This is a genomic window from Mesorhizobium sp. B2-4-1 (assembly GCF_006442185.1).
Lineage (GTDB): Bacteria > Pseudomonadota > Alphaproteobacteria > Rhizobiales > Rhizobiaceae > Mesorhizobium.
In genome coordinates, this window is sequence record NZ_VFVN01000002.1 from 138,061 (window position 1) to 164,587 (window position 26,527).

The 26,527-nt window shown below is 63.3% G+C and carries 25 protein-coding genes; 10 read left to right on the forward strand and 15 right to left on the reverse strand.

The features are described from left to right. Window positions 1-298 precede the first annotated feature (298 nt). The gene (gene recA, locus FJ949_RS05295; RefSeq protein ID WP_010909075.1) at window positions 299-1,396 is read right to left on the reverse strand and encodes a recombinase RecA; all 1,098 of its coding nucleotides are present in this window, start codon (window positions 1,394-1,396) and stop codon (window positions 299-301) included. A gap of 282 nt (window positions 1,397-1,678) precedes the next feature. Here recA and FJ949_RS05300 point away from each other — a divergent pair, with 282 nt between their 5' ends. Beyond that, on the forward strand, window positions 1,679-2,623 hold the full coding sequence (locus tag FJ949_RS05300; RefSeq protein ID WP_140493863.1) for a carbohydrate kinase family protein: 945 nt from the start codon (window positions 1,679-1,681) through the stop codon (window positions 2,621-2,623). 46 nt (window positions 2,624-2,669) lie between these two features. Continuing rightward, on the forward strand, window positions 2,670-3,587 hold the full coding sequence (locus FJ949_RS05305; protein ID WP_140493865.1) for a pseudouridine-5'-phosphate glycosidase: 918 nt from the start codon (window positions 2,670-2,672) through the stop codon (window positions 3,585-3,587). Window positions 3,588-3,713: 126 nt separating this feature from the next. Here the strand turns inward: FJ949_RS05305 and FJ949_RS05310 are convergent, their stop codons facing one another. Beyond that, on the reverse strand, window positions 3,714-4,037 hold the full coding sequence (locus FJ949_RS05310) for a TfoX/Sxy family protein (RefSeq protein ID WP_140493867.1): 324 nt from the start codon (window positions 4,035-4,037) through the stop codon (window positions 3,714-3,716). Window positions 4,038-4,129: 92 nt separating this feature from the next. Between FJ949_RS05310 and FJ949_RS05315 the strand changes: the two genes are divergently transcribed. Beyond that, window positions 4,130-4,627 (forward strand): GFA family protein, encoded by a 498-nt coding sequence (locus tag FJ949_RS05315; RefSeq protein ID WP_140493869.1) that lies wholly within the window; start codon window positions 4,130-4,132, stop codon window positions 4,625-4,627. Window positions 4,628-4,788: 161 nt separating this feature from the next. On the opposite strand, the gene sufA is transcribed toward FJ949_RS05315, so the two are convergent. From sufA to FJ949_RS05350, 7 genes are all read right to left on the reverse strand, one after another. Then, on the reverse strand, window positions 4,789-5,169 hold the full coding sequence (sufA, locus tag FJ949_RS05320) for a Fe-S cluster assembly scaffold SufA (protein WP_140493871.1): 381 nt from the start codon (window positions 5,167-5,169) through the stop codon (window positions 4,789-4,791). Window positions 5,170-5,270: 101 nt separating this feature from the next. Then, window positions 5,271-5,663 carry an SUF system Fe-S cluster assembly protein gene (locus tag FJ949_RS05325; RefSeq protein ID WP_140493873.1) on the reverse strand — a complete coding sequence of 131 codons (393 nt, stop codon included), beginning with the start codon at window positions 5,661-5,663 and terminating at the stop codon, window positions 5,271-5,273. Window positions 5,664-5,668: 5 nt separating this feature from the next. Beyond that, a complete protein-coding gene (locus tag FJ949_RS05330) occupies window positions 5,669-6,904 on the reverse strand; it encodes a cysteine desulfurase (RefSeq protein WP_140494998.1) in 1,236 nt (411 codons plus the stop codon). A 183-nt stretch (window positions 6,905-7,087) separates the two neighbouring features. Then, window positions 7,088-8,356 (reverse strand): Fe-S cluster assembly protein SufD, encoded by a 1,269-nt coding sequence (gene sufD / locus FJ949_RS05335; RefSeq protein WP_140493875.1) that lies wholly within the window; start codon window positions 8,354-8,356, stop codon window positions 7,088-7,090. Window positions 8,357-8,381: 25 nt separating this feature from the next. Then, a complete protein-coding gene (gene sufC / locus FJ949_RS05340) occupies window positions 8,382-9,137 on the reverse strand; it encodes a Fe-S cluster assembly ATPase SufC (RefSeq protein ID WP_140493877.1) in 756 nt (251 codons plus the stop codon). A 27-nt stretch (window positions 9,138-9,164) separates the two neighbouring features. Beyond that, on the reverse strand, window positions 9,165-10,682 hold the full coding sequence (sufB, locus tag FJ949_RS05345; protein WP_140493879.1) for a Fe-S cluster assembly protein SufB: 1,518 nt from the start codon (window positions 10,680-10,682) through the stop codon (window positions 9,165-9,167). Between the two features lie 185 nt (window positions 10,683-10,867). Continuing rightward, on the reverse strand, window positions 10,868-12,031 hold the full coding sequence (locus FJ949_RS05350; protein ID WP_140493881.1) for a cysteine desulfurase family protein: 1,164 nt from the start codon (window positions 12,029-12,031) through the stop codon (window positions 10,868-10,870). Window positions 12,032-12,271: 240 nt separating this feature from the next. Here FJ949_RS05350 and FJ949_RS05355 point away from each other — a divergent pair, with 240 nt between their 5' ends. After that, complete coding sequence (locus tag FJ949_RS05355; protein WP_140493883.1) at window positions 12,272-12,946, forward strand: alpha/beta hydrolase; 675 nt, start codon at window positions 12,272-12,274, stop codon at window positions 12,944-12,946. A 16-nt stretch (window positions 12,947-12,962) separates the two neighbouring features. Next, entirely contained in the window at window positions 12,963-13,613 is a 651-nt protein-coding gene (locus tag FJ949_RS05360; RefSeq protein WP_140493885.1) for an FMN-binding negative transcriptional regulator, read from the forward strand. Window positions 13,614-13,630: 17 nt separating this feature from the next. Here the strand turns inward: FJ949_RS05360 and FJ949_RS05365 are convergent, their stop codons facing one another. From FJ949_RS05365 to FJ949_RS05380, 4 genes are read right to left on the reverse strand one after another with little or no spacing between them, the layout of a single operon-like run. Then, on the reverse strand, window positions 13,631-14,464 hold the full coding sequence (locus tag FJ949_RS05365; RefSeq protein ID WP_140493887.1) for a phosphatase PAP2 family protein: 834 nt from the start codon (window positions 14,462-14,464) through the stop codon (window positions 13,631-13,633). A gap of 25 nt (window positions 14,465-14,489) precedes the next feature. Further along, window positions 14,490-16,139, reverse strand: coding sequence for a glycosyltransferase family 39 protein (locus FJ949_RS05370; RefSeq protein WP_181172164.1), 1,650 nt, complete (start codon window positions 16,137-16,139; stop codon window positions 14,490-14,492). A gap of 43 nt (window positions 16,140-16,182) precedes the next feature. Beyond that, complete coding sequence (locus tag FJ949_RS05375) at window positions 16,183-16,515, reverse strand: lipid-A-disaccharide synthase N-terminal domain-containing protein (protein WP_140493889.1); 333 nt, start codon at window positions 16,513-16,515, stop codon at window positions 16,183-16,185. Further along, window positions 16,508-17,242, reverse strand: a complete 735-nt coding sequence (locus tag FJ949_RS05380; RefSeq protein WP_140493891.1) for a glycosyltransferase family 2 protein — start codon at window positions 17,240-17,242, stop codon at window positions 16,508-16,510. Before FJ949_RS05380 ends, FJ949_RS05375 begins: the two co-directional genes overlap by 8 nt. Before the next feature lie 300 nt (window positions 17,243-17,542). Here FJ949_RS05380 and tyrS point away from each other — a divergent pair, with 300 nt between their 5' ends. Continuing rightward, entirely contained in the window at window positions 17,543-18,796 is a 1,254-nt protein-coding gene (gene tyrS / locus FJ949_RS05385; RefSeq protein ID WP_140493893.1) for a tyrosine--tRNA ligase, read from the forward strand. A 7-nt stretch (window positions 18,797-18,803) separates the two neighbouring features. Here tyrS and FJ949_RS05390 read toward each other — a convergent pair whose 3' ends face one another. After that, window positions 18,804-22,193 carry a DUF3971 domain-containing protein gene (locus FJ949_RS05390; protein ID WP_140493895.1) on the reverse strand — a complete coding sequence of 1,130 codons (3,390 nt, stop codon included), beginning with the start codon at window positions 22,191-22,193 and terminating at the stop codon, window positions 18,804-18,806. Between the two features lie 95 nt (window positions 22,194-22,288). Between FJ949_RS05390 and FJ949_RS05395 the strand changes: the two genes are divergently transcribed. Next, on the forward strand, window positions 22,289-22,756 hold the full coding sequence (locus tag FJ949_RS05395; RefSeq protein WP_140493897.1) for a peroxiredoxin: 468 nt from the start codon (window positions 22,289-22,291) through the stop codon (window positions 22,754-22,756). 160 nt (window positions 22,757-22,916) lie between these two features. Beyond that, window positions 22,917-24,221, forward strand: coding sequence for a M23 family metallopeptidase (locus tag FJ949_RS05400; protein ID WP_140493899.1), 1,305 nt, complete (start codon window positions 22,917-22,919; stop codon window positions 24,219-24,221). Window positions 24,222-24,257: 36 nt separating this feature from the next. Here the strand turns inward: FJ949_RS05400 and FJ949_RS30220 are convergent, their stop codons facing one another. Then, a complete protein-coding gene (locus tag FJ949_RS30220) occupies window positions 24,258-24,407 on the reverse strand; it encodes a hypothetical protein (RefSeq protein WP_181165117.1) in 150 nt (49 codons plus the stop codon). Between the two features lie 167 nt (window positions 24,408-24,574). Between FJ949_RS30220 and FJ949_RS05405 the strand changes: the two genes are divergently transcribed. Continuing rightward, complete coding sequence (locus FJ949_RS05405; RefSeq protein ID WP_140493901.1) at window positions 24,575-25,738, forward strand: ROK family transcriptional regulator; 1,164 nt, start codon at window positions 24,575-24,577, stop codon at window positions 25,736-25,738. After that, on the forward strand, window positions 25,738-26,502 hold the full coding sequence (locus tag FJ949_RS05410; RefSeq protein ID WP_140493903.1) for an ATP-binding cassette domain-containing protein: 765 nt from the start codon (window positions 25,738-25,740) through the stop codon (window positions 26,500-26,502). The genes FJ949_RS05405 and FJ949_RS05410 overlap by 1 nt, the downstream gene beginning before the upstream one ends. The last annotated feature ends 25 nt before the right edge of the window (window positions 26,503-26,527 follow it).

Sequence of the window (26,527 nt, forward strand, 5' to 3'; positions counted from 1 at the left end):
TGCCTTTTCGAGAGAGCCGCCGGCCGGACCGGCGGAAAATGGGCTCTGCTTTAGAAGATGGAGCTGGCCTTTTAGCCGCCGCTTGGCACCCTGTCCAGAAACACGCAAGCCGGCCAATTCGCGGTTCACCAGCCACCCAAAACGCAAACCGCCGGCACGGGGCCGGCGGTTTGAAACGCAATACTACAGAACTCGATTACATAAGCTCAAATTGATGAACCGGGATTATGGCCGAACTCGGGCCATAAACCGAACGCTAGATCGCGCCGGCGAACGCTTGAATTGCGCCGGCGAACGCTTACATCGCGCCGGCTTCATCCTCGAACCCATCATCGCCACCTTCGGAGCCGCCATTCTCAAGGAATTTCTCGGCGATCAGTCCGGCGTTCTGCCTGAGCGCAAGTTCGATCTCGCGCGCCGTATCGGGATTGTCGCGCAGGAACAGCTTCGCGTTCTCGCGGCCCTGGCCGAGACGCTGCGAATTGTAGGAGAACCAGGCGCCCGACTTCTCGACCACGCCGGCCTTGACGCCGAGATCGACCAGCTCGCCTGTCTTCGACACGCCTTCGCCGTACATGATGTCGAACTCGACCACCTTGAAGGGCGGCGCCAGCTTGTTCTTGACCACCTTGACGCGGGTCTGGTTGCCGACGACCTCGTCGCGGTCCTTGACCGAGCCGATGCGGCGGATATCGAGACGCACCGAGGCGTAAAATTTCAGCGCATTGCCGCCGGTGGTGGTTTCGGGCGAGCCGAACATGACGCCGATCTTCATGCGGATCTGGTTGATGAAGATGACCATGGTGTTGGAGCGCGAGATCGAGGCGGTCAGCTTGCGCAGCGCCTGGCTCATCAGGCGGGCCTGCAGGCCGGGCAGCGAATCGCCCATCTCGCCCTCGATTTCGGCGCGCGGCGTCAGCGCCGCGACCGAATCGACCACCAGCACATCGATGGCGCCGGAGCGCACCAGCGTATCGCAGATCTCAAGCGCCTGCTCGCCAGTGTCAGGCTGCGAGATCAGGAGGTTTTCGAGATCGACGCCGAGCTTGCGGGCATAGACCGGATCGAGCGCATGCTCGGCATCGACGAAGGCGCAGATGCCGCCCTTCTTCTGGGCTTCCGCCACCGTGTGCAGCGCCAGCGTCGTCTTACCCGAGCTTTCCGGCCCGTAGATCTCGATGATGCGGCCGCGCGGCAGGCCGCCGACGCCAAGCGCGATGTCGAGGCCGAGCGAGCCGGTCGGCACGGTTTCGATCTCGACGACCTGCTCGTTCGCGCCGAGCCGCATGATCGAGCCCTTGCCGAAAGCCCGCTCGATTTGCGACAGCGCCGCATCCAGAGCCTTTGATTTGTCCACTGCCTTATCCTCTACAAGCCGCAAGCTGTTCTGAGCCATGATACATCACCCCGTAGTCGTCAATGAAGGCCGGACAATCCGTAATCCTTGGTTATTTGTACCTTTTTTGTTCTCATTTGGCAAGAGGGATCAAGCATTTGAAAAATAAGCAACATCCTGATTTGTTCTTTTTTTGTCTCAGGATTCGGCTCCAACATGGTCCGAATATTAGGCCAGGCTGGTTCGCCGTGCCGGCCTCACGAATCGCTGGTTGTTGCCTGCGAAGCTCCGTCGCATAGCATGGCGCTTGTGCGTGACCGCCAACAAAGGTCATATCGGCGCATGGTGAGATCTCCAAGAGTTCTGGCGGTGGGCGGCGCCCATATCGACAGGCGCGGCCAGGTGTCCGGCGCTTACGTGCCGGCTGCCTCCAACCCGGGCACGATGCGCGAGGATGTCGGCGGCGGCGTCTTCAACGCTTTGCGCAGCACGGTGCGGCGAGGCGTCTCGGGCTCGTTGCTGTCGGTGCGCGGCGGCGATGCCGCCGCCGACACGGTTTCGCGCGCCATCGCCGAAGCAGGCATTGCCGACCTGTCCGCGGTGTTCCTCGACCGCACGACGCCGAGCTATACGGCGCTGATCGACCGCGAGGGCGAACTGCTCGTCGGCTTTGCCGACATGGCGCTTTATGAGCTGGCATTTGCAAAGCAGATCCGCCGCTCCAGGGTGAGGGAGGAGATCGCCGCCGCAGATGCCGTCCTTTGCGACGCCAATCTGCCATCGGCGGCTCTGGAGCGGCTGGTATCGCTTGCCGCCGGCAAGCCCGTGTTCGCCATTGCCATTTCACCGGCCAAGGTCGTGCGCTTGACACCAGTGCTCGGCGGCCTGGCCGTCGCCTTCATGAACAGGCGCGAGGCGGTGGCGCTTGCCGGGCTTGACGATGCCGCCTCTCAAAAAACTGTCCTCGACGGGCTGAGAAGCGCCGGCCTCGACAGCGCGGTGGTCACGGCGGGCGGCGGCCCGGTGCTAGGCTTCGACCGCGACGGCAGCTTTGCCGTCGTCCCGCCCCCTCCAAGAAAGGTCGTGGACGTCACCGGCGCCGGCGATGCGCTTGCCGGCGCGACGGTCGCCGCCCTACTGCGCGGCATGCCCTTGCGCGCGGCGCTGCGGGAGGGCGTCGCCGCCGCGACGCTGGCTATTGAAAGCGCGGGCGCCGTTCCCGATTTCACCACGACGACTTTCGCGCAAGCGCTGGCTCTTGTGCCCGAAGAGCAGGAAATGGCATGAGACCGGCATCCGAAAGGATGCGCCGCACTTCGGATTGGAGATCCAGATGACCCCAGACACCGCCCGCCCCTTCATCGATGTCCACGCGCCGGTGGCGCAAGCCTTGGCCGCCGGGAAGCCCGTGGTTGCGCTGGAAAGCACCATCATAACCCATGGCATGCCCTACCCCGACAATGGCGCCATGGCGGCCGACGTGGAAAGGATCATTGCGGACGGCGGCGCGGTGCCGGCGACGATCGCCGTGGTGGCGGGCCGCATCAAGATCGGCCTCTCCGACGGAGAACGCGAATCGCTCGCCATGACCGGCGACGCCATGAAGCTCTCGCGCGCAGATCTCGGCTTCGCCGTCGCGCAAGGGCGCACCGGCGGCACCACGGTTGCCGCCACAATGATCGCCGCGCATATGGTTGGGATAAAGGTGTTCGCCACCGGCGGCATCGGCGGCGTGCACAAGGGCGCCGAAAAAAGCTTCGACATTTCCGCCGACCTCGATGAGCTGGCGCGCACGCCCGTCATCGTCGTCTCGGCTGGGGCCAAGGCCATCCTCGACATCGAAAAGACGCTGGAGGTGCTGGAGACCCGCGGCGTGCCCGTGATCGGCCATGGCTGCGAGACCATGCCGGCCTTCTGGTCGCGGCAGTCGCCGTTCCGCGCGCCGCTGACCTTGCACGCGCCGGAAGAGATCGCGCATTTTTACAAGACGCGACAGGCGCTGGGCCTGAGCGGCGGCATGCTGATCGCCAATCCGGTGCCGGAGGATCACGAAATCCCGGCCGGCGAGATGGCCGGCTACATCGAGGCCGCCCAGAAGGCCGCCGAGGCGCTCAACGTTACCGGCAAGGCGGTGACGCCGTTCCTGCTCTCCAAAATCCTCGAACTCACCGGCGGCCGGAGCCTGAAGACCAACATCGCGCTGGTCGAAAACAATGCTCGGCTGGCAGCGCGAATTGCCGGGGCGCTGTAGGACGCCGGAAATACGAGCGGCGGCACCACGGCTACTCGCGACCACCGAGTTCCGTCACGCCCTCCTCTGTCCTGCTGGACGTCTCCGAAAAAGTCTGCACTGCCTCATCGCCCCGAGGTCCTAGCGTTATTTTCCCGCCCGCCGCCCCGCCTCATAGGCCCGCCGCGCCCATACCGCCATCTCGTCGGGGTCGTCGAAGGCACTATCGGGAATACTCCAATAGGGCATCGCCACCAGCTTGCCGTGGCGAGACCCGGTGTAGGTCCACTGCGCGCAGCCGGCGGCCTCGAAGTCGGGCGCGCTTTGCTCGTCCGCTTTCAGCATCAATTCGCCGCGCAACACGATGGCGACGATGACGCCGTCGGCATAGATGCCCTTGCCGCCGAACAGTTTGCGGATGCTGACCGGGCCCAGGCTCTGGAAGAGTTCTTCTATGCGTTCATTGTCCATGCGCGGATCATGTCACCGCGATTCGGCCTTGTCATCGGCGCAACCAAAACCATGCTGACAGGTTGAAGGATGGCCGATCGGAGTTTCCCGCCATGCCTGTCCTGCTCAAAGGCTCCTGCCGCTGCAATGCCGTTCGTTTCGAGGTGGAAAGCCACACGCCCGTGCCGTTCATGCTGTGCTACTGCTCGATCTGCCGCAAGCAGCAGGGCGGCGGCGGTTTTGCCATCAATCTCGGCGCCAACTACGAGACGATGACCATCCGCGGCAAGAGGAGCCTCGGCGTCTATCGGGCCGAGATCGAGGACGACGAACATCCGCATTGCGAGATCTCGACCGGAGAGCGCAATTTCTGCCGCAAATGCGGATCGGCGCTGTGGCTCTACGACCCGACCTGGCCGGAACTCGTCCATCCCTTCGCCTCGGCGATCGACAGCGACCTGCCGAAACCGCCGAGCAAGGTGCATCTGATGCTGAAATACAAGGCCAACTGGGTCGAGCCCGATGTCGGGCCGAGCGACAAGGTGTTCGACGTCTATCCCGAGGAATCGATCGCCGACTGGCATAAGCGGACCGGGACGTGGGTGGAGTGAGTGTCTTCGCTGCGTTCTAAGGGAGGTGAGGAGTGGTCTGCGCACCAGGCGGGAAGCCAATTGCGCGGCTTTTCGAATGACGAACGCCGGCAGCGGGGCTATCGCTGCCCCTCATCCGGCCCTGGGGGACACCTTCTCCCCGTAAACGGGACGAAGGAAGGTCAGGCGGAGGCGCGTGCTTCTGCCAGCGCCTTGAGGTCGGCCGGCTTCAGTTCGACGGATTCGCCGCAGCCGCAGGCCGAGCTCTGGTTCGGGTTGCGGAAGGTGAAGCCGGTGCGCAGCGTCGTCTGCTCGAAATCCATCTCGGTGCCGAACAGGAAAAGTGCTGCTTCCGGCGCGACATAGACATGGGCGCCGTCGCGCTCGATGTGGTCTTCCTTGGTATTGGGTTCGGTCACCAGGTCGACCGTGTATTCCATGCCGGCGCAACCGCCCTTCTTGATACCGAGGCGAATGCCATGCGCATTCTCACGCGTGGCAACGATCTCGCGCACCCGGTCGGCGGCCTTTTCGGTCATCGTGATGACGGCAAAGCGTCCCATCTTTTTCCTTCTCCATTCCATGCAGGTTCAAGGCCTGCCGAATGATTCCTCACCTAAAATGGTGAAGTTTTGCCACTGGCGCAAGTGTGCCGGACTCGACGTCAGTACCAGCCCACCGCCACCTGCGCCTCTTCCGACATGCGATCGGGCGACCAGGGCGGGTCGAATGTCATGTTGACCTCGACGCCCGACACGCCTTCGACGGCGCCGACGGCGTTCTCAACCCAGCCCGGCATCTCGCCGGCCACCGGGCAGCCGGGCGCGGTCAGCGTCATGTCGATCTTGACTGAGCGGTCGTCCTCGATGTCGATCTTGTAGACGAGGCCAAGCTCGTAGATATCGGCCGGGATTTCCGGGTCGTAGACCGTCTTCAGCGCCGAAACGATGTCGTCGGTCAGCCGCGCCAGTTCGTCGGCGGGAATGGCGGACGCGGAAACCACCGCATTGGCGGCCGCGTCGGGAACAGCATCGGTGGCTGTGCTGGCATCTTCCATTATCGTCACCCGAAAAACTTGCGTGCTTTTTCCAGCGCATCAGCCAAAGCATCGACTTCGGCTCGCGTATTATACATGCCGAACGACGCCCTGCATGTGGAGGTTACGCCGAAGCGTTTCAACAGGGGCTGGGCGCAATGGGTGCCCGCGCGCACAGCCACGCCTTGCCGGTCGATCACCATCGACACGTCATGGGCATGAATGCCTTGCAGCTCGAACGAGATGATGGCCCCCTTGCCGGGCGCATCGCCGAAGATGCGCAGCGAGTTGATGGCGCGCAGCCGCTCGTGCGCATAGTCCTTCAAATCGGCCTCGTGCGCGGCGATGCGCTCGCGGCCGATCTTTTCCATGTAATCGAGCGCGGCGCCCAGCCCGATCGCCTGGACGATCGGCGGCGTACCGGCCTCGAAGCGGTGTGGCGGGTCGTTGTAGGTGACGATGTCTTCGGTCACCTCCTCGATCATCTCGCCGCCACCCATGAACGGACGCATGCGCTGCAAGATGTCCTTCTTGCCGTAGAGTACACCGATGCCCGAGGGACCGTAGACCTTGTGGCCGGTGAAGACGAAGAAATCGCAGTCGAGGTCCTGCACGTCGATGGGCATATGGACGGCGCTCTGGCTGCCGTCGACGAGCACGGGAATGCCGCGCGAATGCGCGATGCGCACGATCTCCTTGATCGGCGTCACCGTGCCCAGCGCGTTCGACATCTGCGTGATGGCGACCAGCTTCGTCCGGTCTGTCAGCCGCTTCTCGAATTCCTCGATGTGGAAGACGCCGAGATCGTCGACCGGCACCCAGACCAGTTTGGCGCCCTGCCGCTCGCGGATGAAATGCCATGGCACGATGTTGGAGTGGTGCTCCATGATCGACAGCACGATCTCGTCGCCCTCGCCGATATTGGGCATGCCATAGCCATAGGCGACCGTGTTGATCGCCGATGTCGTGTTCGAGGTGAAGACGATATTGTCGGTGCTCGGCGCATTGAGGAAGCGGCGAACCGTCTCCCGCGCCTTCTCATAGGCGTCGGTCGCTGCATTGGACAGGAAGTGCAGGCCGCGATGGACGTTGGCGTATTCCTGGGCATAGGCGTGCTGGACCGCGTCGAGCACCGCCTGCGGCTTCTGCGCCGAGGCGCCATTGTCGAGATAGACGAGAGGTTTGCCGTAGACTTCGCGTGACAGAATCGGGAAATCGCGGCGGATCGCCTCGACGTCGTAGGTTTCGACTTTCTGGTCCATCATAAGCTCTCTTGAGGCACCGCCTCATTCCGTGCAACGCCTCTCATCCGTCTCGGCGCTTCGCGCCGATCCACCTTCTCCCACAAGGGGAGAAGGTCAGGCGCTCTTCCTTCTCCCCTTGTGGGAGAAGGTGGCCGCGAAGCGGCCGGATCAGGGGTGTTCGCCGGAGCGAGCCCTATCCACTCATCCATGCGCCGCAAACCAGCCGTCGAGCCTGGTCTCCAGGGCCTCGACGATCACCTCGTCGTCCAGTTCCTCGATCACCTCGGCGATGAAGGCCTTCACCAGCAGACCACGGGCGCTCTTCTCGTCGATGCCGCGCGCCATCAGGTAAAACAGATGGTTGTGGTCGATCTCGGTGACGGTGGCGCCATGACCGCAGACCACGTCGTCGGCGAAGATTTCGAGTTCCGGCTTGGTCGAGAACTCGCCGTCGTCCGACAGAAGCAGCGTGTTGCAAGCCATTTTGGCGTTGGTCTTCTGCGCGTATTGATGGACGTTGATGCGGCCCTGGAAGACGCCACGGGCCTTGCCGGTCACGACATTGCGGATCACTTCCGTCGACGTGGTGTGCGGCACCGCATGATCGAGCACCATGGTGGTGTCCGTGTGGGCGTCGCCGGCCAGCAGGTTGATGCCGCGCAATTGGAAGTCAGCGCCCTCGCCCGTCGTCTTCACCACGACCTCCTGGCGCACGAGCTTGCCGCCGGCGTTCATGACGAACAGCGTCAGCTTCGCATTCTTGCCGATATGAGCCTTGAACTGCGCCAGATGCGTTGCCGTGTCCGGCTGCTCCTGGATGATCAGCCACGTCACCTCGGCGCCTTCGCCGAGCACGAGCTGGCTGACCGAGCTGACAAGGGCCGCGCCCTCGCCGGCCTGGCGTTCGACGATCACAGCCTTGGCGTCGGCGCCGGCGCGCACGGCCAGGCGTATATGCGTCTGGCCGCCGGCCTGCAGGTTTTGCAATTCGATCGGCTTTTCCATTTGGGTGCCATCGGCGATGTCGACGAAATAACCGTCGGCGACGAAAGCCGTGTTCAACGCCCCGATGGCATCGTCGCTGCCGTAGGGATCGAGCCCAGGCGCGATGCTGCCGTCGGTCAGTTTCTCCGACAGGCACTGGACGCTGACGCCTTCGATTGCGGGCGTTTTGGCGCTCGACACGCCGTTGAGAAGCGGCAACACGGTGGAACCTTCAACGACTGGCGCGATGGCTTTGACCACGGCCGTCGGGTCGAAGTCCGGCACCGCATTCAGCAGCCGGCGCAGGTCGGTGTAGTGCCAGGATTCGATACGCCGGGTCGGCAGTCCGTGCTTCACCGCCTCGATGGCGTCGTCGCGCTTCAACATCACCGCGCCGTCGCCCGGCAGCAGCGACAACCGTTCGCCGAAAGCGTCGATCAACGCTGTTTCGGCCGGTGTCCGCTGGGGTTGTGTGTGCATGTTCATCAGTTTGACCTTGCCTTCTGGCATCTCACGCGGCTTCACCGATCACGCCGGCATAGCCATTGGCCTCGAGGTCGAGCGCCAGCGACTTGTCGCCGGACTTGATGACCTGGCCCCTGTAGAGCACGTGCACGGTGTCGGGCACGATGTGTTCGAGCAGCCGCTGATAGTGCGTGATGACGACAATGGCGCGCTCGGGCGAGCGCAACGCGTTGACGCCATCGGAAACGATCTTGAGCGCATCGATGTCGAGCCCGGAATCGGTCTCGTCAAGCACGCAGAGCTTTGGCTCCAAAAGCTTCATCTGCAGGATCTCGGCGCGCTTCTTCTCACCGCCGGAGAAGCCGACATTGAGCGGCCGCTTCAGCATGTTCATGTCCATGTTGAGCGAGCCGGCGGCTTCCTTCACCCGCTTCAGGAATTCGGGGATCTTCAGCGGCTCCTCGCCGCGCGCCTTGCGCTGCTCGTTCATGGCAACCTTCAGGAACTCCATAGTCGCCACGCCCGGTATCTCCATCGGATACTGGAAGGCCAGGAAAATCCCCGACGTCGCGCGCTCGGCCGGATCCATTTCGAGGATCGATTGGCCGTTGTAGAGGATATCGCCCTCGGTGACCTCGTAGTCCTCGCGGCCGGCGAGAATGTAGGACAGCGTCGACTTGCCCGAGCCATTCGGCCCCATGATGGCCGCGACCTCGCCGGCTCTCACCGAGAGGTTCAGGCCGCGGATGATTTCGGTGCCGTCATCGACGATGCGGGCATGCAGGTTCTTGATCTCAAGCATTCTTTTGTTTCCTGAATATCTGTCCGGTCAGCCGACCGAGCCCTCGAGCGAAATCCCGATCAACTTCTGTGCCTCGACGGCGAATTCCATCGGCAGCTGCTGGATGACGTCCTTGACGAAGCCATTCACGATCAGCGCGATCGCTTCCTCCTCCGGAATGCCGCGCTGCATGACGTAGAACTTCTGGTCCTCGGAAATCTTCGACGTCGTCGCCTCATGCTCGAACTGAGCCGTCGCGTTCTTGGCTTCCATGTAGGGAACCGTGTGGGCGCCGCACTGGTCGCCGATCAGCAGCGAGTCGCAATTGGTGAAGTTGCGCGCATTGGTCGCCTTGCGATGCGCCGAAACCTGGCCGCGATAAGTGTTCTGCGAAAAACCGGCGGCGATGCCCTTGGAGATGATGCGGCTCGACGTGTTCTTGCCGAGATGGATCATCTTGGTGCCGCTGTCGACCTGTTGGTAGCCGTTCGACACGGCGATCGAATAGAACTCGCCGCTGGAATCGTCGCCGCGCAGGATGCAGCTCGGGTATTTCCACGTGATCGCCGAGCCGGTCTCGACCTGCGTCCACGAGATCTTCGAGCGGTGGCCACGGCAATCGCCGCGTTTGGTAACGAAGTTATAGATGCCGCCCTTGCCCTCGGCGTCGCCGGGGTACCAGTTCTGCACCGTCGAATATTTGATCTCGGCATCGTCTAGCGCCACCAGTTCGACGACCGCCGCATGGAGCTGGTTCTCGTCGCGCTGCGGCGCCGTGCAGCCTTCGAGATAGGAGACGTAGGCCCCCTCCTCGGCGATGATCAGCGTGCGCTCGAACTGGCCAGTGTTCTTCTCGTTCATGCGGAAATAGGTCGACAATTCCATCGGGCAGCGAACGCCCTTGGGCACGAAGACAAACGAGCCGTCGGTGAAGACGGCCGAATTCAGCGTCGCATAAAAATTATCCGACGTCGGCACGACCGAGCCGAGATATTTCTTCACCAGTTCCGGATGCTCGCGGATGGCTTCCGAGATCGAGCAGAAGATGACGCCCGCCTGCGCCAGTTCCTTCTTGAACGTGGTGACGACGGATACCGAATCGAACACGGCGTCGACGGCGACGCGGCCGGACTTGTAGACATTGTCGCTGGCTTCCTCGAGCTCGGACGCATCGGTCTTCTGCACGCCGGCCAGGATCTCCTGCTCCTTCAGCGGAATGCCGAGTTTCTCGTAGACCTTCAAGATCTCCGGATCGACGTCGCTGAGCGAGCTCGGTCCGGGCGTGCTCTTCGGCGCCGCGTAGTAATAGATGTCCTGGAAATCGATCTTGGGATAGTTGACGCGCGCCCAGGTCGGCTCTTCCAGCGTCAGCCAGCGCCGATAGGCTTCCAGACGCCATTCCAGCATCCAGGACGGTTCGTCCTTCTTCGCCGAAATGAAACGGATGATGTCTTCGCTCAGGCCCTTGGGGGCCTTGTCGACAGCGATTTCGGTCTGGAACCCGTATTTGTATTGGTCGACGTCGATCTTTCGGACCCGATCGATCGTGTCCTGCACAGCAGGCATATGCGTTCTCCATCCACGCCGGGGTCAAGGCCCGACAGTTTTCAAACTATGGCACCGCCGGATGAGCACCCAAGGAGCACCCGCGGCGGCGTAAGTTTCATATAGTGCGCCTCGGCCGGAAATTCACCCGGCCAGCATGAAACGCACGGCTCTACCAGGCCGAAAGGCCCAAATTCGTCCAACCGCTACGCGGCCTTCTCCTTGCCCACCCGACGTGCGGCGATTTCTGCCAACGCCAGGCGGAACGCCTCGACCTCCTGCGCGCCGGTCGCCGCGCCGATCGACACGCGCAACGCACCCGGACTGTCACCGTGACCCATGGCCTTCAGCACATGGCTCGGGCCGACTTTACCCGACGAGCAGGCGGAACCCGCCGACAGCGCCACACCGGCCAGGTCGAAGGCGATCTGTACAGTCTCGGCCTTGACGCCGGGAATAGCGAAGAATGTCGTGTTGGCAAGCCTCGGTGCGCCGGTTCCGAAGATTTCCACGTCCGGTATCAACATTTTAACGATGGCCTCGATCTCGTCGCGACGCCGACGCAGGGCGTCGATGGCCTCCAATCCGATGAGAGCCTCCCGCGCCGCCGCGCCAAATCCCGCAATGCCGGGCAGGTTCTCGGTGCCGCCGCGATGGCCCTTTTCCTGGCCACCGCCGTTGATGAGCGGCTTCGGCATCATCAGATCGGCAGCGGCGACGATGGCGCCGACGCCCTTGGGGCCGCCAATCTTGTGCGACGACAGTATCAGATAGTCGGCGTAACCCGCCGAAATGTCGATCGAAATGCGCCCTGCCGCCTGAACCGCGTCTACGACGAGGACACCGTCGACCGCCTTTACGATTTCGGCGATACGATCGACCGGCTGGATGACACCAGTCTCATTGTTGGCGGCATGGATTGCCACCAGCGGCAGGCCGGCGGCCTTATCGTGCGCGGCAAGCGCGTTTGCCATTGCTTCGAGGTCGACAATTCCATTGGCGTCGACGCCGATCCGCGTCACCTGCGAGGCCGGGAAGGACCCGCCGTTCAACAGGCAGGGGTGGTCGGCTTCGCAGATGTAGAGATGGCTCATGCGGATGATCCCGCGCCCCATCCGCCAATCGGGCGTCAGCAGCGTCGAGGCGGCTTCCGTGGCGCCTGACGTGAACACGACATGCCCAGCCTTGGCCTTCACCAATTCCGCCACATCACGCCTTGCAGTTTCGATCAGGCGACGCGCCGCACGCCCTTCGGCATGGACCGATGATGGGTTGGCGGCCACATCGAGCGCCGCGACCATAGCCTCGCGTGCCGCTGCAAGCAGCGGCGCACTGGCATTGTAGTCGAGATAGGCGCGCATTCCGGCCATTTTCTTCCAGTTGGTCCCGTCAGAAGCCATTCCACCGAGATATCGCGTTATTTCCTTGAAATTCCAAGGCAAGCCGTCCTATTTACGCGGCTTGCGGCGCGGGCAGCCGGACGATTGCGTTCCGGCCACCCAGTTTTGAACAATTCTAAACTAGCTTCTATGAAGACGCTCGCCCTGCGTCAAGGCCAGAGGAAGGTTCTCCGGGCGCCGCGCATTCTATTACCCAAGTTGGAGTATTTCATGCCTGAGGTCATTTTCACCGGTCCGGCCGGCCGTCTGGAGGGTCGCTACCAGCCCTCGAAGGAAAAGAGCGCGCCGATTGCCATTGTCTTGCATCCGCACCCGCAATTCGGCGGGACGATGAACAACAAAATCGTCTACGACCTCTTCTACATGTTCCAGAAGCGCGACTTCACCACGCTGCGCTTCAATTTCCGCGGCATCGGCCGCAGCCAGGGCGAATTCGATCACGGCACCGGCGAATTGTCGGATGCGGCCGCCGCACTCGACTGGGTGCAGTCGCTGCATCCGGATTCCAAGAGTTGCTGGGTTGCCGGCTATTCGTTCGGCTCGTGGATCGGCATGCAGCTTTTGATGCGCCGGCCCGAGATCGAAGGCTTCATCTCGGTCGCGCCGCAACCCAACACCTACGACTTTTCCTTCCTGGCGCCCTGCCCCTCCTCGGGGCTCATCATCCATGGCGACGCTGACAAGGTGGCGCCGCCGAAGGACGTGCAAGGCCTGGTCGACAAGCTGCACACGCAAAAGGGCATCACCATCACGCAGAAGACATTGCCCGGCGCCAATCATTTCTTCGCCAACGATGCCGAACTGCTGATCGAGGAATGCGCGGATTATCTCGATCGCCGGCTGGCCGGCGAATTGTCGGATCCGCGCCCGAAGCGGCTGCGCTAAAGGACGGATGATCGCGATGTACCAGCCTCCTCATTTCCAGGAAACACGGCCGGAGGTGCTGCACGGGCTGATCCGGGCACATCCGCTCGGCCTCTTGGTTTCCAGCGGACCCGAAGGGCCGGTCGCCGACGCCATTCCGTTCCTGATCGACGCCGATGTCGGGCCAAATGGCAGGTTGCGCGCACATCTGGCCAAAGCCAATCCGCAATGGCGGCTTATCGCCGACAATCCGGCCTCGACGGTGCTGATCGTCTTCCAGGGCAGCGACGCCTATGTGACGCCGTCCTGGTACGAGACCAAGCGCGAGACCGGCAAGGTGGTGCCAACCTGGAACTATGCCATCGTGCAGGTACGCGGCACCGCGAAGGTGATCGATGATCAGGACTGGCTGGCGCGGCAGATCGCCGACCTGACGGCATCGCAGGAAGGCACGCGTGAGGCGCCATGGGCGGTAACGGATGCGCCTGCCCCGTTCATCCAGTCGCAGATCAAGGGCATCATCGGGCTGGAGATCGAGATCGCCGAAATCCATGGCAAATGGAAGGTCAGCCAGAACCGTCCCGTCGCGGATCGCGCAGGCGTTGCGCACGGGCTTGAAAGCGAGACGGCCAATTCGTCCGACATGGTGAACCTGGTAAGGTCCTATGGCGGACTGAACGGCGACTAAATCCCAGGCTCGATGGATCAGACGGCCGTTCGGCTTGTTCGACCGATCAGCCGAAACGTCTGCTTGCGCACCGGCAATCCCGATCGTGTCGGGCTGAAGATGAAGCCGAGCCGGGCAAAGGCCAGTCCGCAAACCAGCGCGAAGGCAAAGCCAAGACCAAAGCCGGCGACGGTATCACTCGGATAATGCGCGCCGACGAAGACCCGCGTCGAGGCGATGCAGGCCGTGATCGGCAAGGCGATGTACCAGCGCCGCGGGAACAAAAGCAGCAGGATGCCGAACACGGCCCCCATGGTCGTGGCGTGACCGGACGGGAAACCGGCAAAGCGCGCATCGAAGGCGAAGGGACGCAGCGAGAGCACGCCGAGATCCTGAAAATAGAGCGGACGCGCCCGGCCGACCGCATATTTCAGGACATTGACCAGCAGGCCGGACAGACCGACGGCGCTCAGTGCAAGGAACGCCAGGCAGGTCCAGTTGTAGACGAGCATCAATGACCGCCGCGACAGGCTTCGCCAGTCCGTCAGATTGGCCCCTATGAGCAAGAGTGCCGGCGGGATGAGATACCAGCCGCCCAGGCCGAACTGTGTCAGGAACTCGGCGAGCCGGCCGAAGCCCGCCGACCACCGGCCGTGCAGCAGTCCCGCCGGCGTGTCGAGGCCGACGAACGCCGCTGCCGTAAGCAAAATCCAGGCCGAGATCCAGAGCGGCCATAGGACCTTGGGATACGAGGCGGAACGAGCGGCGAAGCGCCCTCTCACGATCCGCAGCGTGTCGCGGAAATTGCCAACGGACCGACGCACCACCGCAGCGGGCGCAACGGATACGGAAGGGCGCGGTTTCACCAGCATTGAAAACCGGATCCCATTGTCGAACTCATTGGGCGATACGGTAGAGGCCGAGCGACATTTTGTCTCCCGATGAAAAGTTGAGCCCGTCGATCGTCGTAAGATGGCTCGCCGCCTTGCCTTGCCCCGCCAGCAATCCATTGAGTTTCTGCTCATCCTCGACCGGCGCTAGCCCCAGCGCGCAGGCGGGGTCGGCAAGCAGATGCTTTGCCACGCCATCGATGTCGGTCAGTATCGTTTTCGTGCCCACCAGGAACACAAGGCTCGGCTCGTGATACCGCGCCGACGCCAGCACCGAGGTGTCGCAAGGCTTGTAGACGCGCACAGCCTGGTTGATCGCCGGGCTCAGCCATATCGGCTTCAAGGACGGGGCGATGACACCAAACAGCAACCCGTAGGTGATGCCCGCACAAGCCGCGACGGCGCCGATACGGGCAAGCGGCACTTGCAGCTGTCGCGAGAAGGCCAGGTAGCCGGCGCCGAGCGCTGATGCGGCCGCCGGAATGCTCCACCAGGAGAAAGTATGGGTGAGATAGATCGGGGCGCCCACGCAGACCGCAGCCAGGCCAAAGCTGACCACGACCAGGCCGAAGGCCGTCGACCACCACAACCATTGCTGCCAACGCCGGAGCGGCGCATTGGCTTCCTGCGGCTGCAATGTCAAAAGCCAGCCGATCAGCAGCGCCATGCCGGGATAGGCCGGCAGCACGTAGTGCGGCAGCTTGGTCGGAATCAGTTCGAATACCAGCCAGAAGGGGATGTACCAAGCGAGGCAGAAGCGCAGCCTGACATCGTCGCGCAGCCGGTTGAGGGCTTGCAGGCCGGCGCCGACGGCGATCAGGCCGAACGGCCACATGAACAGCGAATAGGTCAACATGTAGAAGCCGGGCGGCAGGCCGTGCGATTCCTCGCCCTGGGCGACCTTGCCGAGCATATCCTTGCCGACGGCCTGCTGGAGGAAGGCGCCGTGGCTTTTCCAGGTGATCAGGGCGAGCCAGGGCAACACGATCAGCACGACGAGCAGCAGGCCGCGCCCCACCTTGAGCTTCGACAGCCAGCGCCCGTCGCGTTCGAATGCAAACAAGACAGCGATGGTGAGCGCCGACAGCAGTGGGGCGATCGGCCCCTTGATGAGGATCGCGGCCCCTTGCGCCAGCCAGAATACCCACCACAGATGGCCGGCGACGGGCTCGTTGCGGCGCGATGCCAGGTAAATCTGCGCCAGCGCGCCCTGCGCCGCCACGCAGCAGGCCAGCAGCATCGCATCGGTCTTGGCGTCGCGGCCCTCGAAGGCGGTGGCGAAGATCGCCGCCATCACCAGGCCGGCGGCGATGCCGGCACTGGCTCCGAAAAGCCTGGTGCCCGTCCAGGCGATGCCGAGAACGGCCAGGGCGATGCCCAGCGTCGACACCAGGCGGTAGACCCATATTGGTGCGGCGGCGCCCTTGCCGCTCAGAGCCACGGCCGCGGATTGCAGCCAATAGATGCCGATCGGCTTCTGGTAGCGCGAAGCGTCCTGAAAGCGGATGTCGACATAATCGCCGCTCTCGACCATCTGCTTGGTGGCCTGGACGAAGCGCGGCTCGTCACGGTCCAGCGGCGGCATGGACGCAAGTCCCGACACCGTCATCACCAGGCTGAACAGGAAAAGAAGGATGTAGTTCCTGTTCAGCGCCATATTCCAGCCTCTCCGACCATTCTTCCCTGATGCGCAAAGCCGCTCAATCGACCTTCGTCATCGCCGCCTTGCGTTCATTGGCGATCAGCCAGAGATTTCTGATGTAGATGAACAAGCCCATGCCCTGGCCGGCGATGAACACCGGGTCCTGCCGCTTGATCGCATAAATCAGCAACAGACCTCCGCCGAACAGCGAGAAGAACCAGAAGGCGATCGGCACGACGCTTCGCTTGGCCTTTTCCGATGCGAGCCACTGCACGACGAAGCGCATGGTGAAAAAGAACTGGGCGACGAAGCCGAGCAGGATCCACGCGTTGAACTGTTCGATGAAGACCCGGTGGATCCAGGTCACCAGTTCCTGAAGCACGTTAACCATGGGTGATTTCCTCTACTTTTGGCATCCGGCGACGCCTGCGGCGCAGCCACCAGACGCCGCAGAGATCGAGCACGCCCTGCAGGCCACGGTCGAAAATTCCGTAGTTCGACTTGCCGTGGCGGCGGGAGCGGTCGACGACGTCGCAATGCACGACATGGTATCCTTCCTGGATGACCAGCGCCGGAACGAAACGATGGGTGCCGTCGAAGAACGGCAGCTTGCGCAGGATCTCGGTGTGGACCGCCTTCAGGCCGCAGCCTGTGTCGCGCGTCTCGTCATGCAGGATGGCGTTTCTCAGCCAGTTGGCGAACCGCGATGCCAGTTGCTTGACCTTGCTGTCGCGGCGCTTCAGGCGCTGCCCTTGCGCGGCGCCGTAGCCGGGCCCGGCCCGCCGCAAGGCGTCGACCAGCATGGGAATGTACTGAGGATCGTTCTGGCCATCGCCGTCGATCGTGGCGACGATGCTTCCGCGCGCCGCCCAGGCGCCGGAGCGTACCGAGAGGCTCTGGCCGGCGGATTTCTCGTGCCGCAATTCCCTGACTGGAAACGGGCGAAGTGCTGCCTGCCTGGCGAGAACGGCTGTGGTTTCGTCGGTCGAGCCGTCGTTGACGATGATCAGTTCGAAGTCGCGCCCGGTCATCGCCGCCTCGATCTCATCGATCAGCAGCGGCAGGTTTGCCGCCTCGTTCCTGCAAGGAATGACGATGGATATCAATGCGTCCGGCATGTCGCGTGGGGCTCTGTCGTCGGATATGGCATTGGGTGGATGCCGTGCGGTGCCGCTTGAGGTCGTGGGCTGCAAGGACCTTTTGGCGCGCGCCTCATTACGCCAGCACAAACAATGAAGCAAGCATCCGCGCCGAGGGGCGGCTTGCGGCGTTTCAACAACAAGTGATTGCCAAGCCCCTGGTCGAAGTGCGATCGGGCGCAAAACCGGAATCCACTTTTGCTGATCGCGCTTGGGTGCTAAACGCGCGCTTTCACATACGCCCGCGCCGGACGGGCGGACGCTTTCGGGAAAGAAAAAATGCCTGCCTTCAAATCCGATTTCCTGCGCACGATGAGCGAGCGCGGCTTCATCCACCAGACCTCGGATGATGCCGGGCTGGACGATCTCTTCGCCAAGGAGACGGTGACGGCCTATATCGGCTTCGACGCGACCGCCAAGAGCCTGCACGCCGGCTCGCTGATCCAGATCATGATGTTGCACTGGCTGCAGCAGACCGGCCATCGGCCGATCGCCCTGATGGGCGGCGGCACCTCGATGATCGGCGACCCTTCCTTCAAGGACGAGGCGCGCAAGCTTCTGACACCGCGCGACATCGATGACAATCTCGCCGGCATCCGCCGCAATTTCATGCCGTATCTCAAATTCGGCAGCGGCCCGAATGACGCGATCATGGTCAACAACGCCGACTGGCTGATGGAGATCAACTACGTCAATTTCCTGCGCGACGTCGGCCGTCACTTTTCGGTCAACCGCATGCTGGCGTTCGATTCCGTCAAGCTGCGGCTCGACCGCGAGCAGTCGTTGTCCTTCCTCGAATTCAACTACATGATCCTGCAGGCCTACGACTTCGTCGAGCTCTACAAGCGCCTCGGCTGCCGTCTGCAGATGGGCGGCTCCGACCAGTGGGGGAATATCATCAACGGCATCGATCTCGGTCGCCGCATGGAGGACGCGCAGCTTTATGCGCTGACGACGCCGCTGCTCACCACCTCGTCGGGCGCCAAGATGGGCAAGTCCGCCACGGGCGCGGTCTGGCTCGATGCCGAGATGCTCTCGCCCTACGAATTCTGGCAGTATTGGCGCAACACCGAGGACGCCGATGTCGGCCGCTTCCTGAAGCTCTACACGACGCTGCCGTTGGACGAGGTGGCGCGCCTGGAGAAGCTCGGCGGGTCCGAGATCAACGAGGCGAAAAAGATCCTCGCCACGGAGATCACCGCGTTGCTCCATGGTCGCGGCGCCGCCGAACAGGCCAGCGAAACCGCACGCAAGACCTTCGAGGAAGGTGCCCTCGCCGAGACGCTGCCGAGCGTCGAGGTTGAAAACGCCAAGCTCGAAGCCGGCGTCGGCATCCTGGCGCTGCTGGTGACCGCCGGGCTGGCGGCGTCCAACGGCGAAGCGCGGCGGCATGTGCAAGGCGGTGCGGTGCGGCTCAATGATCAGCCTGTCAGCGATGACCGTCGCACGGTGACGCTTCAGGATTTGAGTCCGGAAAACGTCGTAAAGCTTTCACTGGGCAGGAAAAAACACATTTTGGTGCGGCCGATCTGAGGCCGCTTCACCGGTACTCGAAGATCGACCTGAATATCCCCGGCGCGATCACCGAGAGCGGGTTGATGTCGAGCAGCGGCTTGTTGGCGTTGCCCTTGAGCCGGTAGGTCACGCCGATCAGGCCGCGGTCGCGGCCATTGCCCAAAAGCGCGCCGACGATGGGCAGTTCACCGAAGATGCGGTTGAGGCCGTATACCGGCATGAAGGTGCCGGTCATGTCCATATTGTTGTTCTGGTCATAGAGCGTGCCCTGGAACGTCGTGCCGATGCGGGGACCGCGCAGCACGCCGTTGGCCAGCCTGAGATAGCCGCTGCCCTTCTCGATCTCGGCGTAGCCGCGTTCGAACTGTACCCGCGAGGTGTCGAGCTTGCCCTTAACCGCCTGATTAAGGCTGCGGCTGTCGCCTGCGGGTGTGGTCGAGACGATGGATGCGAGCTTCGGTTCGTTGACGACGAAGAAGTTCGTCGTGTCCACCTTGCCCTTCATCGGCCCGTCGCCCGCTCCCGACAAGGCCAGGGCAATCGCCCCACCTTCCATGTGCTCGTAGATGTTGAGGAATCTCAGTATCGCACCGGCGTCCGCCGACTGTACGTTGAGCGAGCGTCGGCCGGCGCTGCTCGTGTTGCTGATAGCTATGGCGGCTCCCGAACTTGCAGTGGCGCTGACCTTCAGCCCGTTCACCTTCGAACCGGCCGCGCTGTAGTCGAGCTTGAGGTTGGACAGTTGCTCGTCGTGGAAACCGGTCAGCCGATCGACGTCGGCGCTGACGGAAATCGCGTCGGCGCCCGTCGTCTTGGTCGCGGTGTCGACGTCGGAGGTGAACTGCTTGATCACTGAGCGGGCATCCAGGGCGTTGCCGCTGATGTTGACTGCATAGCCCCTGCCCGATCGCTTGACGGATACCGCCACGTCGTCGCCCCGGTTCAGCGCGACTTTGCTGAACTTTGCCGACGACAGGGCCCCGTTGACCAGCACGATGTTGCCGTCGACGGAAAATGTCTTGCCGCCGAGGTCGAAGTCGGACAGCGTCGTGGTATCGCCGGACGTGGTCATGACGAATGTAGCACTTGCGGGGACCCCTGCCCCCTTGCTCCATCCGGCCCAGGGAATGTCGAGCCTGGCATTGGTCAGGTCGGCCGAGACGTTCTGGTTGCCGTCGCCGCTTTTGTCGATCGCGACTTTCACGGTTCCGCCCAGCAACGGGGCCAGCCCCGGCATGGCGGCGGCGCGGATCTTGTCGTCGAGCACCAGGGCCACCTTGCGGCTGCGTGCCGGTCCGCCATCCTCCAGCGGCTCGATCAGGTCGAGTTCGGCCGGAATGCCGTTCAGGGATGCCTTGGCGGAAATCACAGCCTTTTCAGGGTCGACCGTGACGGAACCGTCGGCATCCTTGACGCTCTGGCCTTCGAACGGCTTGGCCAGTGAAAGCCCGCTGTAGTCGAGCGATACCAGCCAATCGAGCTTCGAGCTGTCGACGCCGGATTGCAGCGGAATATCGGCCCTGACATGGCCGGTGACGCTGCCGGACAGGTCTTCGGGCAGGAAGCCGACATGGCGCATGGCATTGATCGGCTCGTAGGAGGCAAGTTCAGCGACCGCGGACGCTTCGCCGGCAACGTCGATGTCGAGCGCGCCGACGACCGGCGGGCGGTTGGCCGCCTTGACCGTCAGCGTGCCGTTGCTGGCCGCCACCGTGCGGCCGCTGGGCATGAAGACAGTACCGGAAGACAGGGAGATATCGACGTCATTGCCGTGGAAGGCGACGACACCGACAGCATCGCGTATCGGCGGGATGCGGCCAGCCGTGTCGAAACGCGATCCTTCGATCTGGAAGCGGCCGAACACCTCGTCGGCGGAAAGCGGCACGCCATTGCCGAGGCGATCAGGCACCACCTGGAATTGAAGATTGGCGTCGACGACGCGGCCGCCGAACAGATTGTCCAATACCCAGAGCCGCGCGTTGCGCGCCGAAAACCATGGCCAAAGCTGCTTGACGTGCGAGACCGGCATGTCGTGCACGTTGAGCGCCAGATTGATGCCGGGAGCCTTGCCGTCAACGAACTGCACGGCCGCGGTTCCAAGGACCTCGCTGGAAGCGGCCGACCGGACCGCGATCTGATCGGCTACCAATTTATGGCTTTTGGTCTGGTAGACGCCGGCGATGCGGGCAAGGAAGGTGAGCGCTGGCTCCGGCGATTCCGAAGGCGCCAGTGTCGAGCCGTCACTGGTCAGATCGTATCGGTAGGCCGGCTCCTCTCCGGCGGCGCCGGTCGCGGGCCTGGGCCCGATCGAGCCGGCGAAATCGAAGGTCGAGCGGCCGGTCTTCAGCAACAGCCTGTCCACCTGGATCTTGTTGCTGCCGCGGACGAGCGTGGCGCCGAGATCGACATCGGCCGACAGCAGGCCACGCGTGCCGAGATCAAGCACCGATCCCCTGGACGACAGGGCAGCCGTCAGCCGCGACGCGGTGTCGCCGGCTCCTTGCGACCCTTTGAGCGTCACGCTGAGCGCCCCCAACTTGCCGCCGGACGCCGTGGCGCCGCTCTCGCCGCCGTCTTCGGCGATGCCGACGGTGGCATCCAGCGATATCACGCGCCGGGTCTCGGCATCGCGGCTGGCGGATGCGGCGACGGTCACCGCCTTGCCGTCGACATTTGCCTGCGAGGAGAACTCCATGCCGCCTGTCCCCGACTGCAGGACGACCGCGTCGGCGACTGTGATCAACCTGACCGCCTCGGTGTCGGGCAAAACGAATGCCACATTGTGAAGATCGATACGGTGCAGCGATTCCTCGCGCACCGCATCGAGAGCGTGATTGATGTTGGCAAAGAGCGCATCGGACAGTTTTTCGGGATCGATCAGCCCGTCCCGATTGCGCAGCTCGGCCGTCCAGTCGCCGCCCGACGGCATCGCCGCGGTAACGATGCGCGCATCGGAAATCCTGGCGCTGGTCAGCCGCACCTCGCCTCGAAGCAGCGGCAGCAGGCGGATGCCGAAACGCACCCTGCCCGCATCGGCCATGGGTTTACCGTCGCTGGCCTTCAGGCTGACGTCGCTCACCTGGAGCGCGACGAAGCTCGAACTGTCGAGGGTGATGCGGGCGGGCCCGACCGCAACATCGACATCGACGCCCGCAAGCTTCTCGATGGCGGCCTCCGCCTCGACGCGCAGCCGGTCGGCCCCTATTCCGGAGACACCGATGAGATAGACAGCCACCGCCGCCAGCAGCACCAGCGCAACGGCGCCGGCAAACAGCCGCGATAGGATACGAAAGCCGCGGCCGATCGCCGCCTGGCCGAGCGGCGGAACGCGGCAAGCCGATGGCAAGGCGCCCAGGTCGGTGATTTCATCCCGCCTGAACCTGATCTTCTCGTGCTGCGGTTGCTCCTGATCCACGCAATTTTCCGTTCTACGAACTCGCTCGTGGACGAATCCCCGCTCGACACTATATCGGTGTGGCTTCGCGCGTAACCTCAAACAAGGGCATGGATATGGCTGACCTCAATGTGGGCGATCCCGCGCCGCAATTCGAGTTGCCGCGGGACGGCGGTGGTTCGCTCAGCCTGGCCGGCTTTGCCGGCAGACCTGTCGTCCTCTACTTCTACCCACAGGACGACACCACCGGCTGCACCGCCGAAGCGATCAGCTTTTCGCAGCTGAAGCCGGAGTTCGAGAAGGCCGGCGCCGTCGTGATCGGCCTGTCGCCCGACAGCGCCAGGAAGCACGACAAGTTCAAGTCGAAATACGATCTTACCATCGACCTTGCCTCCGACGAGGAGCGCAAGGTGATCGAGGCCTACCACCTTTGGGTCGAAAAATCGATGTATGGCCGCAAATACATGGGTGTCGAGCGCGCGACGTTCCTGATCGGCCGCGACGGGCGCATCGCCAGGATCTGGCGCAAGGTGCGCGTCAAGGGCCATGCCGAGGAGGTGCTGGAAGCTGTGCGGGCGATTTGAGGGGGGCGCCTCCGCGCCCTTGTTTTCAGAAAGCGATGCGAAGCAACCCCATGCTCGCTTTGCGGGCAATTCTTGCCGGCGTCTTGCTTCGGCAAAGCTTTGTTAACCTTAATAATGTGTAGTCGGGCTGTCGTGGTGTCGTAAACGAAAGCTTGGTCCCGTGAACGCAACCGGTCAGTCCGCGATCTTTGGCAGGCGCAAGGAACCGCATACAGTCATCATCGCCCGCGGCAGCGAGATCAGGCACTTCACGATCCGGCCCTGGCTGGTTGTATTTCTCGGTTCGGCGCTGGCGGCGATCGCCATCGGTTACCTGCTGGCCACCTCCTATCTCGTGCTGCGCGACGACCTGATCGGCGCCACCACCGCGCGCCAGGCGCGCATGCAGCAGGCTTACGAAGACCGCATCTCGGCGCTTCGCGCCCAGGTCGACCGCATCACCAGCCGGCAGTTGCTTGACCAGCAATTGATGGAAACCAAGGTGAGCGAGCTTTTGGAGCGCCAGACGCAACTCAGCCAGCGCCACGGCCGCCTCGGCCCGCTGCTCGACCGCGCCGAAAATGAAGTCGGCGCAGCGACGGCCGAAGATCCGGCAGTGCCGGCAAAGCCTGACAAACACGCCGAAGTGACCGGCAGCATCGCCCAGCCTGCTCAAAGCTACGCGCTGGCCAGCCTCGGCGCCGCCCCTGGCGCCGCCGACACCAGGCCGTTCTCCCTGTGGGCGACCCGCTCCGATCCGCTGCCGAACGATTCAGCCGCCGATCGTGCCGACAAGCTGTTCATTTCGATCAACAAGTCGTTGAAATCCATCGAGAATGACCAGCTCACGCGCATCAGCATACTTGCTGACAACGCCTACAAGAATGCCGACGCCATAACCCAGGCGCTCGAGGCGGCCGGGCTGCCGGTCGACAGCGACTTCGGCAAGAACGAAAGCGATGTCGGCGGACCGCTGATCCCGCTTGACAGCTCGATGTTTTTCGACAGCAAGGTCAAGGAACTGGACGAGGCGCTGGACACGCTCGACCAGCTCAAGAAGGAAGCACGCCGGCTGCCGCTCGCGAATCCCGCACCCGGTCATTCCGTCACCAGCCCGTTCGGGGTGCGCACCGACCCGATCCTCGGCACGGCCGCCCTGCATTCGGGAATGGACTTCAGGGCGCCGATCGGCATGGCGGCCAAGGTCACCGCGCCAGGCGTGGTCATCAAGGCGGGCTGGAATGGCGGCTATGGCCGCATGGTCGAAGTCGATCACGGCAATGGGTTTGCCACGCGCTATGGACATCTCAGCGAAATCGACGTGACCGTGGGCGAAAAAGTGGATGCCGGCGCTGTCATCGGCAAGACCGGCAGCAGCGGTCGCTCGACCGGCCCGCATCTGCATTACGAAGTCCGCCGCAATGGCGAAGCGATCGATCCTTTGCGTTTCCTCACGGTCGGCAAGAAGGTCGCGCAGTATCTCTAACGCACGGGCCCAGGCCGCCGCCATCCCGCGCCGTCCTCATTGCTTTTTCGCATCCTTGTCGCCGTTCAGGGCTTTTCCCTTTCGAGGCGACCGCAAATTGTCGAAGCCCATATAGTGGTCGGTATCAGATGTGTTCCATCTGCCGCCCAGGCAGATGATGGCAATGGCCGCGGCGAAGATCAGCAAGACATAAATCTTATCCATGTACCGCCATCTAGGGCGCGGTGATCAGCCGGACACCGGCCGGCTTTTCCGCCGTAGCGGGCGCGTCGCTCAAATGCGGTGCATTTTTGAATTCCATTTGACTGAATAAATATTTGGTGCCAACCTTGCCTCAACCGGGGACGCAAGGCATGGCATTGCGAGGGACCAATCAGGAGTTCGGGCGGCCGTACAACCGACGCATCGTGCTCGAATCGATCCGCCGGTACGGTCCCATCGCCAGGGGCGATATCGCCAGGCATGTCGGCCTCACCGTTCAAACCGTATCGACCATCGTTCGCGAACTGGAGGAGCAGGGTTACGTCCTGTCCGTACGCGAGGAGCCGAAGGGCCGTGGCCTGCCACCGGCGACGCTGCGCATCAATCCCGAGGGCGGCTATGCCGTCGGCATCCACCTGACGCCGCTGGGGATCGACGCGGCGCTGATCAATCTCAGCGGTGACGTGATCGACAGCTTGCACCGCGGGGCCCCCAACGCGACGCCCGATCATGCGTTCGACCAGGTCCGCGCCATGGTCCGCGACCTGACCGGAACGCGCGCCGCGGGCCGCGTCATCGGCATCGGCATGGCGCTTCCCGGCCCGTTCGGCGTGGACACGATGAGCTTCATCGGGCCGACCACAATGGCCGGCTGGAAGGACGTGGCGCTGCGCGAGCGGCTGACGGCGGCGACAGGATTGCCGGCCTTTTTCGACGGCGACATGGCTGCGGCCGCCGTGGGCGAGCGCCTCTACGGCATCGGCGCCCAGCATTCCGAATATTACTATCTCTATTTCGGCGTCGGACTTGGCAGCGCCATGATGCATGACGGCAGCGTGCTGCGCGGCGCCTGGGGCAATGCCGGCGAGATCGGCCATATTCCCGTCGTTCCCAATGGCGAGCTTTGCCCGTGCGGCAATCGCGGTTGCCTCGAACGTTATGTCTCGCTCGAAGCGCGAGGGCGCTGGAAGGGCAGCGATGCCGATTGGGTCGCCGAGGTCGGCCCGATCTTCCGCAACGCCATTGCCATCATCGAGAACCTTTTCGACCCCGAGACGGTCGTGCTCGGCGGGCTGGCGGCGCCGGACCTGCTCGAACGCCTGGCGAGATCGGCTGCGCCTCTGCACAATTCGGTTTCGGCCCGCAAGGACCGCAAGACGCCACGCATCGTCGTCGCCGGCGGCGGCCAGCAAGCCGTGCTGCGCGGCGCGGCCGCATTGGCCGTCTCTGGCGTGTTGTCGCCACGCTTCGGCCAGATGTTCACCGCCGAGCGCGAACGCGGCCGCGATATTCTGACAGCCGGGGAGGTTGCCTGATGAGCGAACCCCTGCTGGTGCTCGACAACGTCACCAAGAACTATGGCGCGATCCAGGCGCTGAAGGGCATCAGCTTCTCGATCGGCAAGGGCGAGGTGGTCGCGTTGCTGGGCGATAACGGCGCCGGGAAGTCGACGCTGGTCAAGATCATCGCCGGCGGCCTGGAGCCCACCTCCGGCCGCATGCTGTTCGAAGGCAAGGAGTTCCTTGCCAAATCCCCTGCCGAGGCCAAGGCGGCGGGAATCGAGACCGTCTATCAGGACCTGTCGCTGTGCACGAATGTCGACGTGGTGGCCAATTTCTTCATGGGCCGTGAGATCACGCGCAAGGTGCTCGGCATTCCAGTGCTCGACGAGCGGGCGATGGAGGCCGTGGTCGGCAAGGCGCTTGCCAGCGCCGGCACCCGCATTCCGTCTTTGCGCACCAATGTCGAGCATCTTTCGGGCGGCCAGCGGCAAGCCATCGAGCTCAACCGCTTCGTGCACTGGGGCGGCAAGCTGGTGCTGCTCGACGAGCCGTTTGCAGCGCTTGGCGTCGAACAGACGCGGCGCGGCCTCGACATGATCCGCCAGGTGGCGAACCAGGGCATCGGCGTCGTCATCATCACCCACATCATGCAGCAGGCCTTCCAGGTCGCAGACCGGATCGTAGTGATCCGGCAAGGCGTCGTGGCCGGCGATGTCGCACGCAACAAAACAAGTCCCGATGCGGTGATCAACATGATCACCGGGGAGACGCTTGCCGGTGCCGGACCGGCGGGCTGAGGGACAAAAGAGGGGTCCGGCACTA

What these genes read in the sequence shown, in the direction of transcription:
- recA (WP_010909075.1), bottom strand. Translation starts at nt 1,396, where the DNA reads ATGGCTCAGAACAGCTTGCGGCTTGTAGAGGATAAGGCAGTGGACAAA.
- FJ949_RS05300 (WP_140493863.1), top strand. Translation starts at nt 1,679, where the DNA reads ATGGTGAGATCTCCAAGAGTTCTGGCGGTGGGCGGCGCCCATATCGAC.
- FJ949_RS05305 (WP_140493865.1), top strand. Translation starts at nt 2,670, where the DNA reads ATGACCCCAGACACCGCCCGCCCCTTCATCGATGTCCACGCGCCGGTG.
- FJ949_RS05310 (WP_140493867.1), bottom strand. Translation starts at nt 4,037, where the DNA reads ATGGACAATGAACGCATAGAAGAACTCTTCCAGAGCCTGGGCCCGGTC.
- FJ949_RS05315 (WP_140493869.1), top strand. Translation starts at nt 4,130, where the DNA reads ATGCCTGTCCTGCTCAAAGGCTCCTGCCGCTGCAATGCCGTTCGTTTC.
- sufA (WP_140493871.1), bottom strand. Translation starts at nt 5,169, where the DNA reads ATGGGACGCTTTGCCGTCATCACGATGACCGAAAAGGCCGCCGACCGG.
- FJ949_RS05325 (WP_140493873.1), bottom strand. Translation starts at nt 5,663, where the DNA reads ATGGAAGATGCCAGCACAGCCACCGATGCTGTTCCCGACGCGGCCGCC.
- FJ949_RS05330 (WP_140494998.1), bottom strand. Translation starts at nt 6,904, where the DNA reads ATGGACCAGAAAGTCGAAACCTACGACGTCGAGGCGATCCGCCGCGAT.
- sufD (WP_140493875.1), bottom strand. Translation starts at nt 8,356, where the DNA reads ATGAACATGCACACACAACCCCAGCGGACACCGGCCGAAACAGCGTTG.
- sufC (WP_140493877.1), bottom strand. Translation starts at nt 9,137, where the DNA reads ATGCTTGAGATCAAGAACCTGCATGCCCGCATCGTCGATGACGGCACC.
- sufB (WP_140493879.1), bottom strand. Translation starts at nt 10,682, where the DNA reads ATGCCTGCTGTGCAGGACACGATCGATCGGGTCCGAAAGATCGACGTC.
- FJ949_RS05350 (WP_140493881.1), bottom strand. Translation starts at nt 12,031, where the DNA reads ATGGCCGGAATGCGCGCCTATCTCGACTACAATGCCAGTGCGCCGCTG.
- FJ949_RS05355 (WP_140493883.1), top strand. Translation starts at nt 12,272, where the DNA reads ATGCCTGAGGTCATTTTCACCGGTCCGGCCGGCCGTCTGGAGGGTCGC.
- FJ949_RS05360 (WP_140493885.1), top strand. Translation starts at nt 12,963, where the DNA reads ATGTACCAGCCTCCTCATTTCCAGGAAACACGGCCGGAGGTGCTGCAC.
- FJ949_RS05365 (WP_140493887.1), bottom strand. Translation starts at nt 14,464, where the DNA reads ATGCTGGTGAAACCGCGCCCTTCCGTATCCGTTGCGCCCGCTGCGGTG.
- FJ949_RS05370 (WP_181172164.1), bottom strand. Translation starts at nt 16,139, where the DNA reads ATGGCGCTGAACAGGAACTACATCCTTCTTTTCCTGTTCAGCCTGGTG.
- FJ949_RS05375 (WP_140493889.1), bottom strand. Translation starts at nt 16,515, where the DNA reads ATGGTTAACGTGCTTCAGGAACTGGTGACCTGGATCCACCGGGTCTTC.
- FJ949_RS05380 (WP_140493891.1), bottom strand. Translation starts at nt 17,242, where the DNA reads ATGCCGGACGCATTGATATCCATCGTCATTCCTTGCAGGAACGAGGCG.
- tyrS (WP_140493893.1), top strand. Translation starts at nt 17,543, where the DNA reads ATGCCTGCCTTCAAATCCGATTTCCTGCGCACGATGAGCGAGCGCGGC.
- FJ949_RS05395 (WP_140493897.1), top strand. Translation starts at nt 22,289, where the DNA reads ATGGCTGACCTCAATGTGGGCGATCCCGCGCCGCAATTCGAGTTGCCG.
- FJ949_RS05405 (WP_140493901.1), top strand. Translation starts at nt 24,575, where the DNA reads ATGGCATTGCGAGGGACCAATCAGGAGTTCGGGCGGCCGTACAACCGA.
- FJ949_RS05410 (WP_140493903.1), top strand. Translation starts at nt 25,738, where the DNA reads ATGAGCGAACCCCTGCTGGTGCTCGACAACGTCACCAAGAACTATGGC.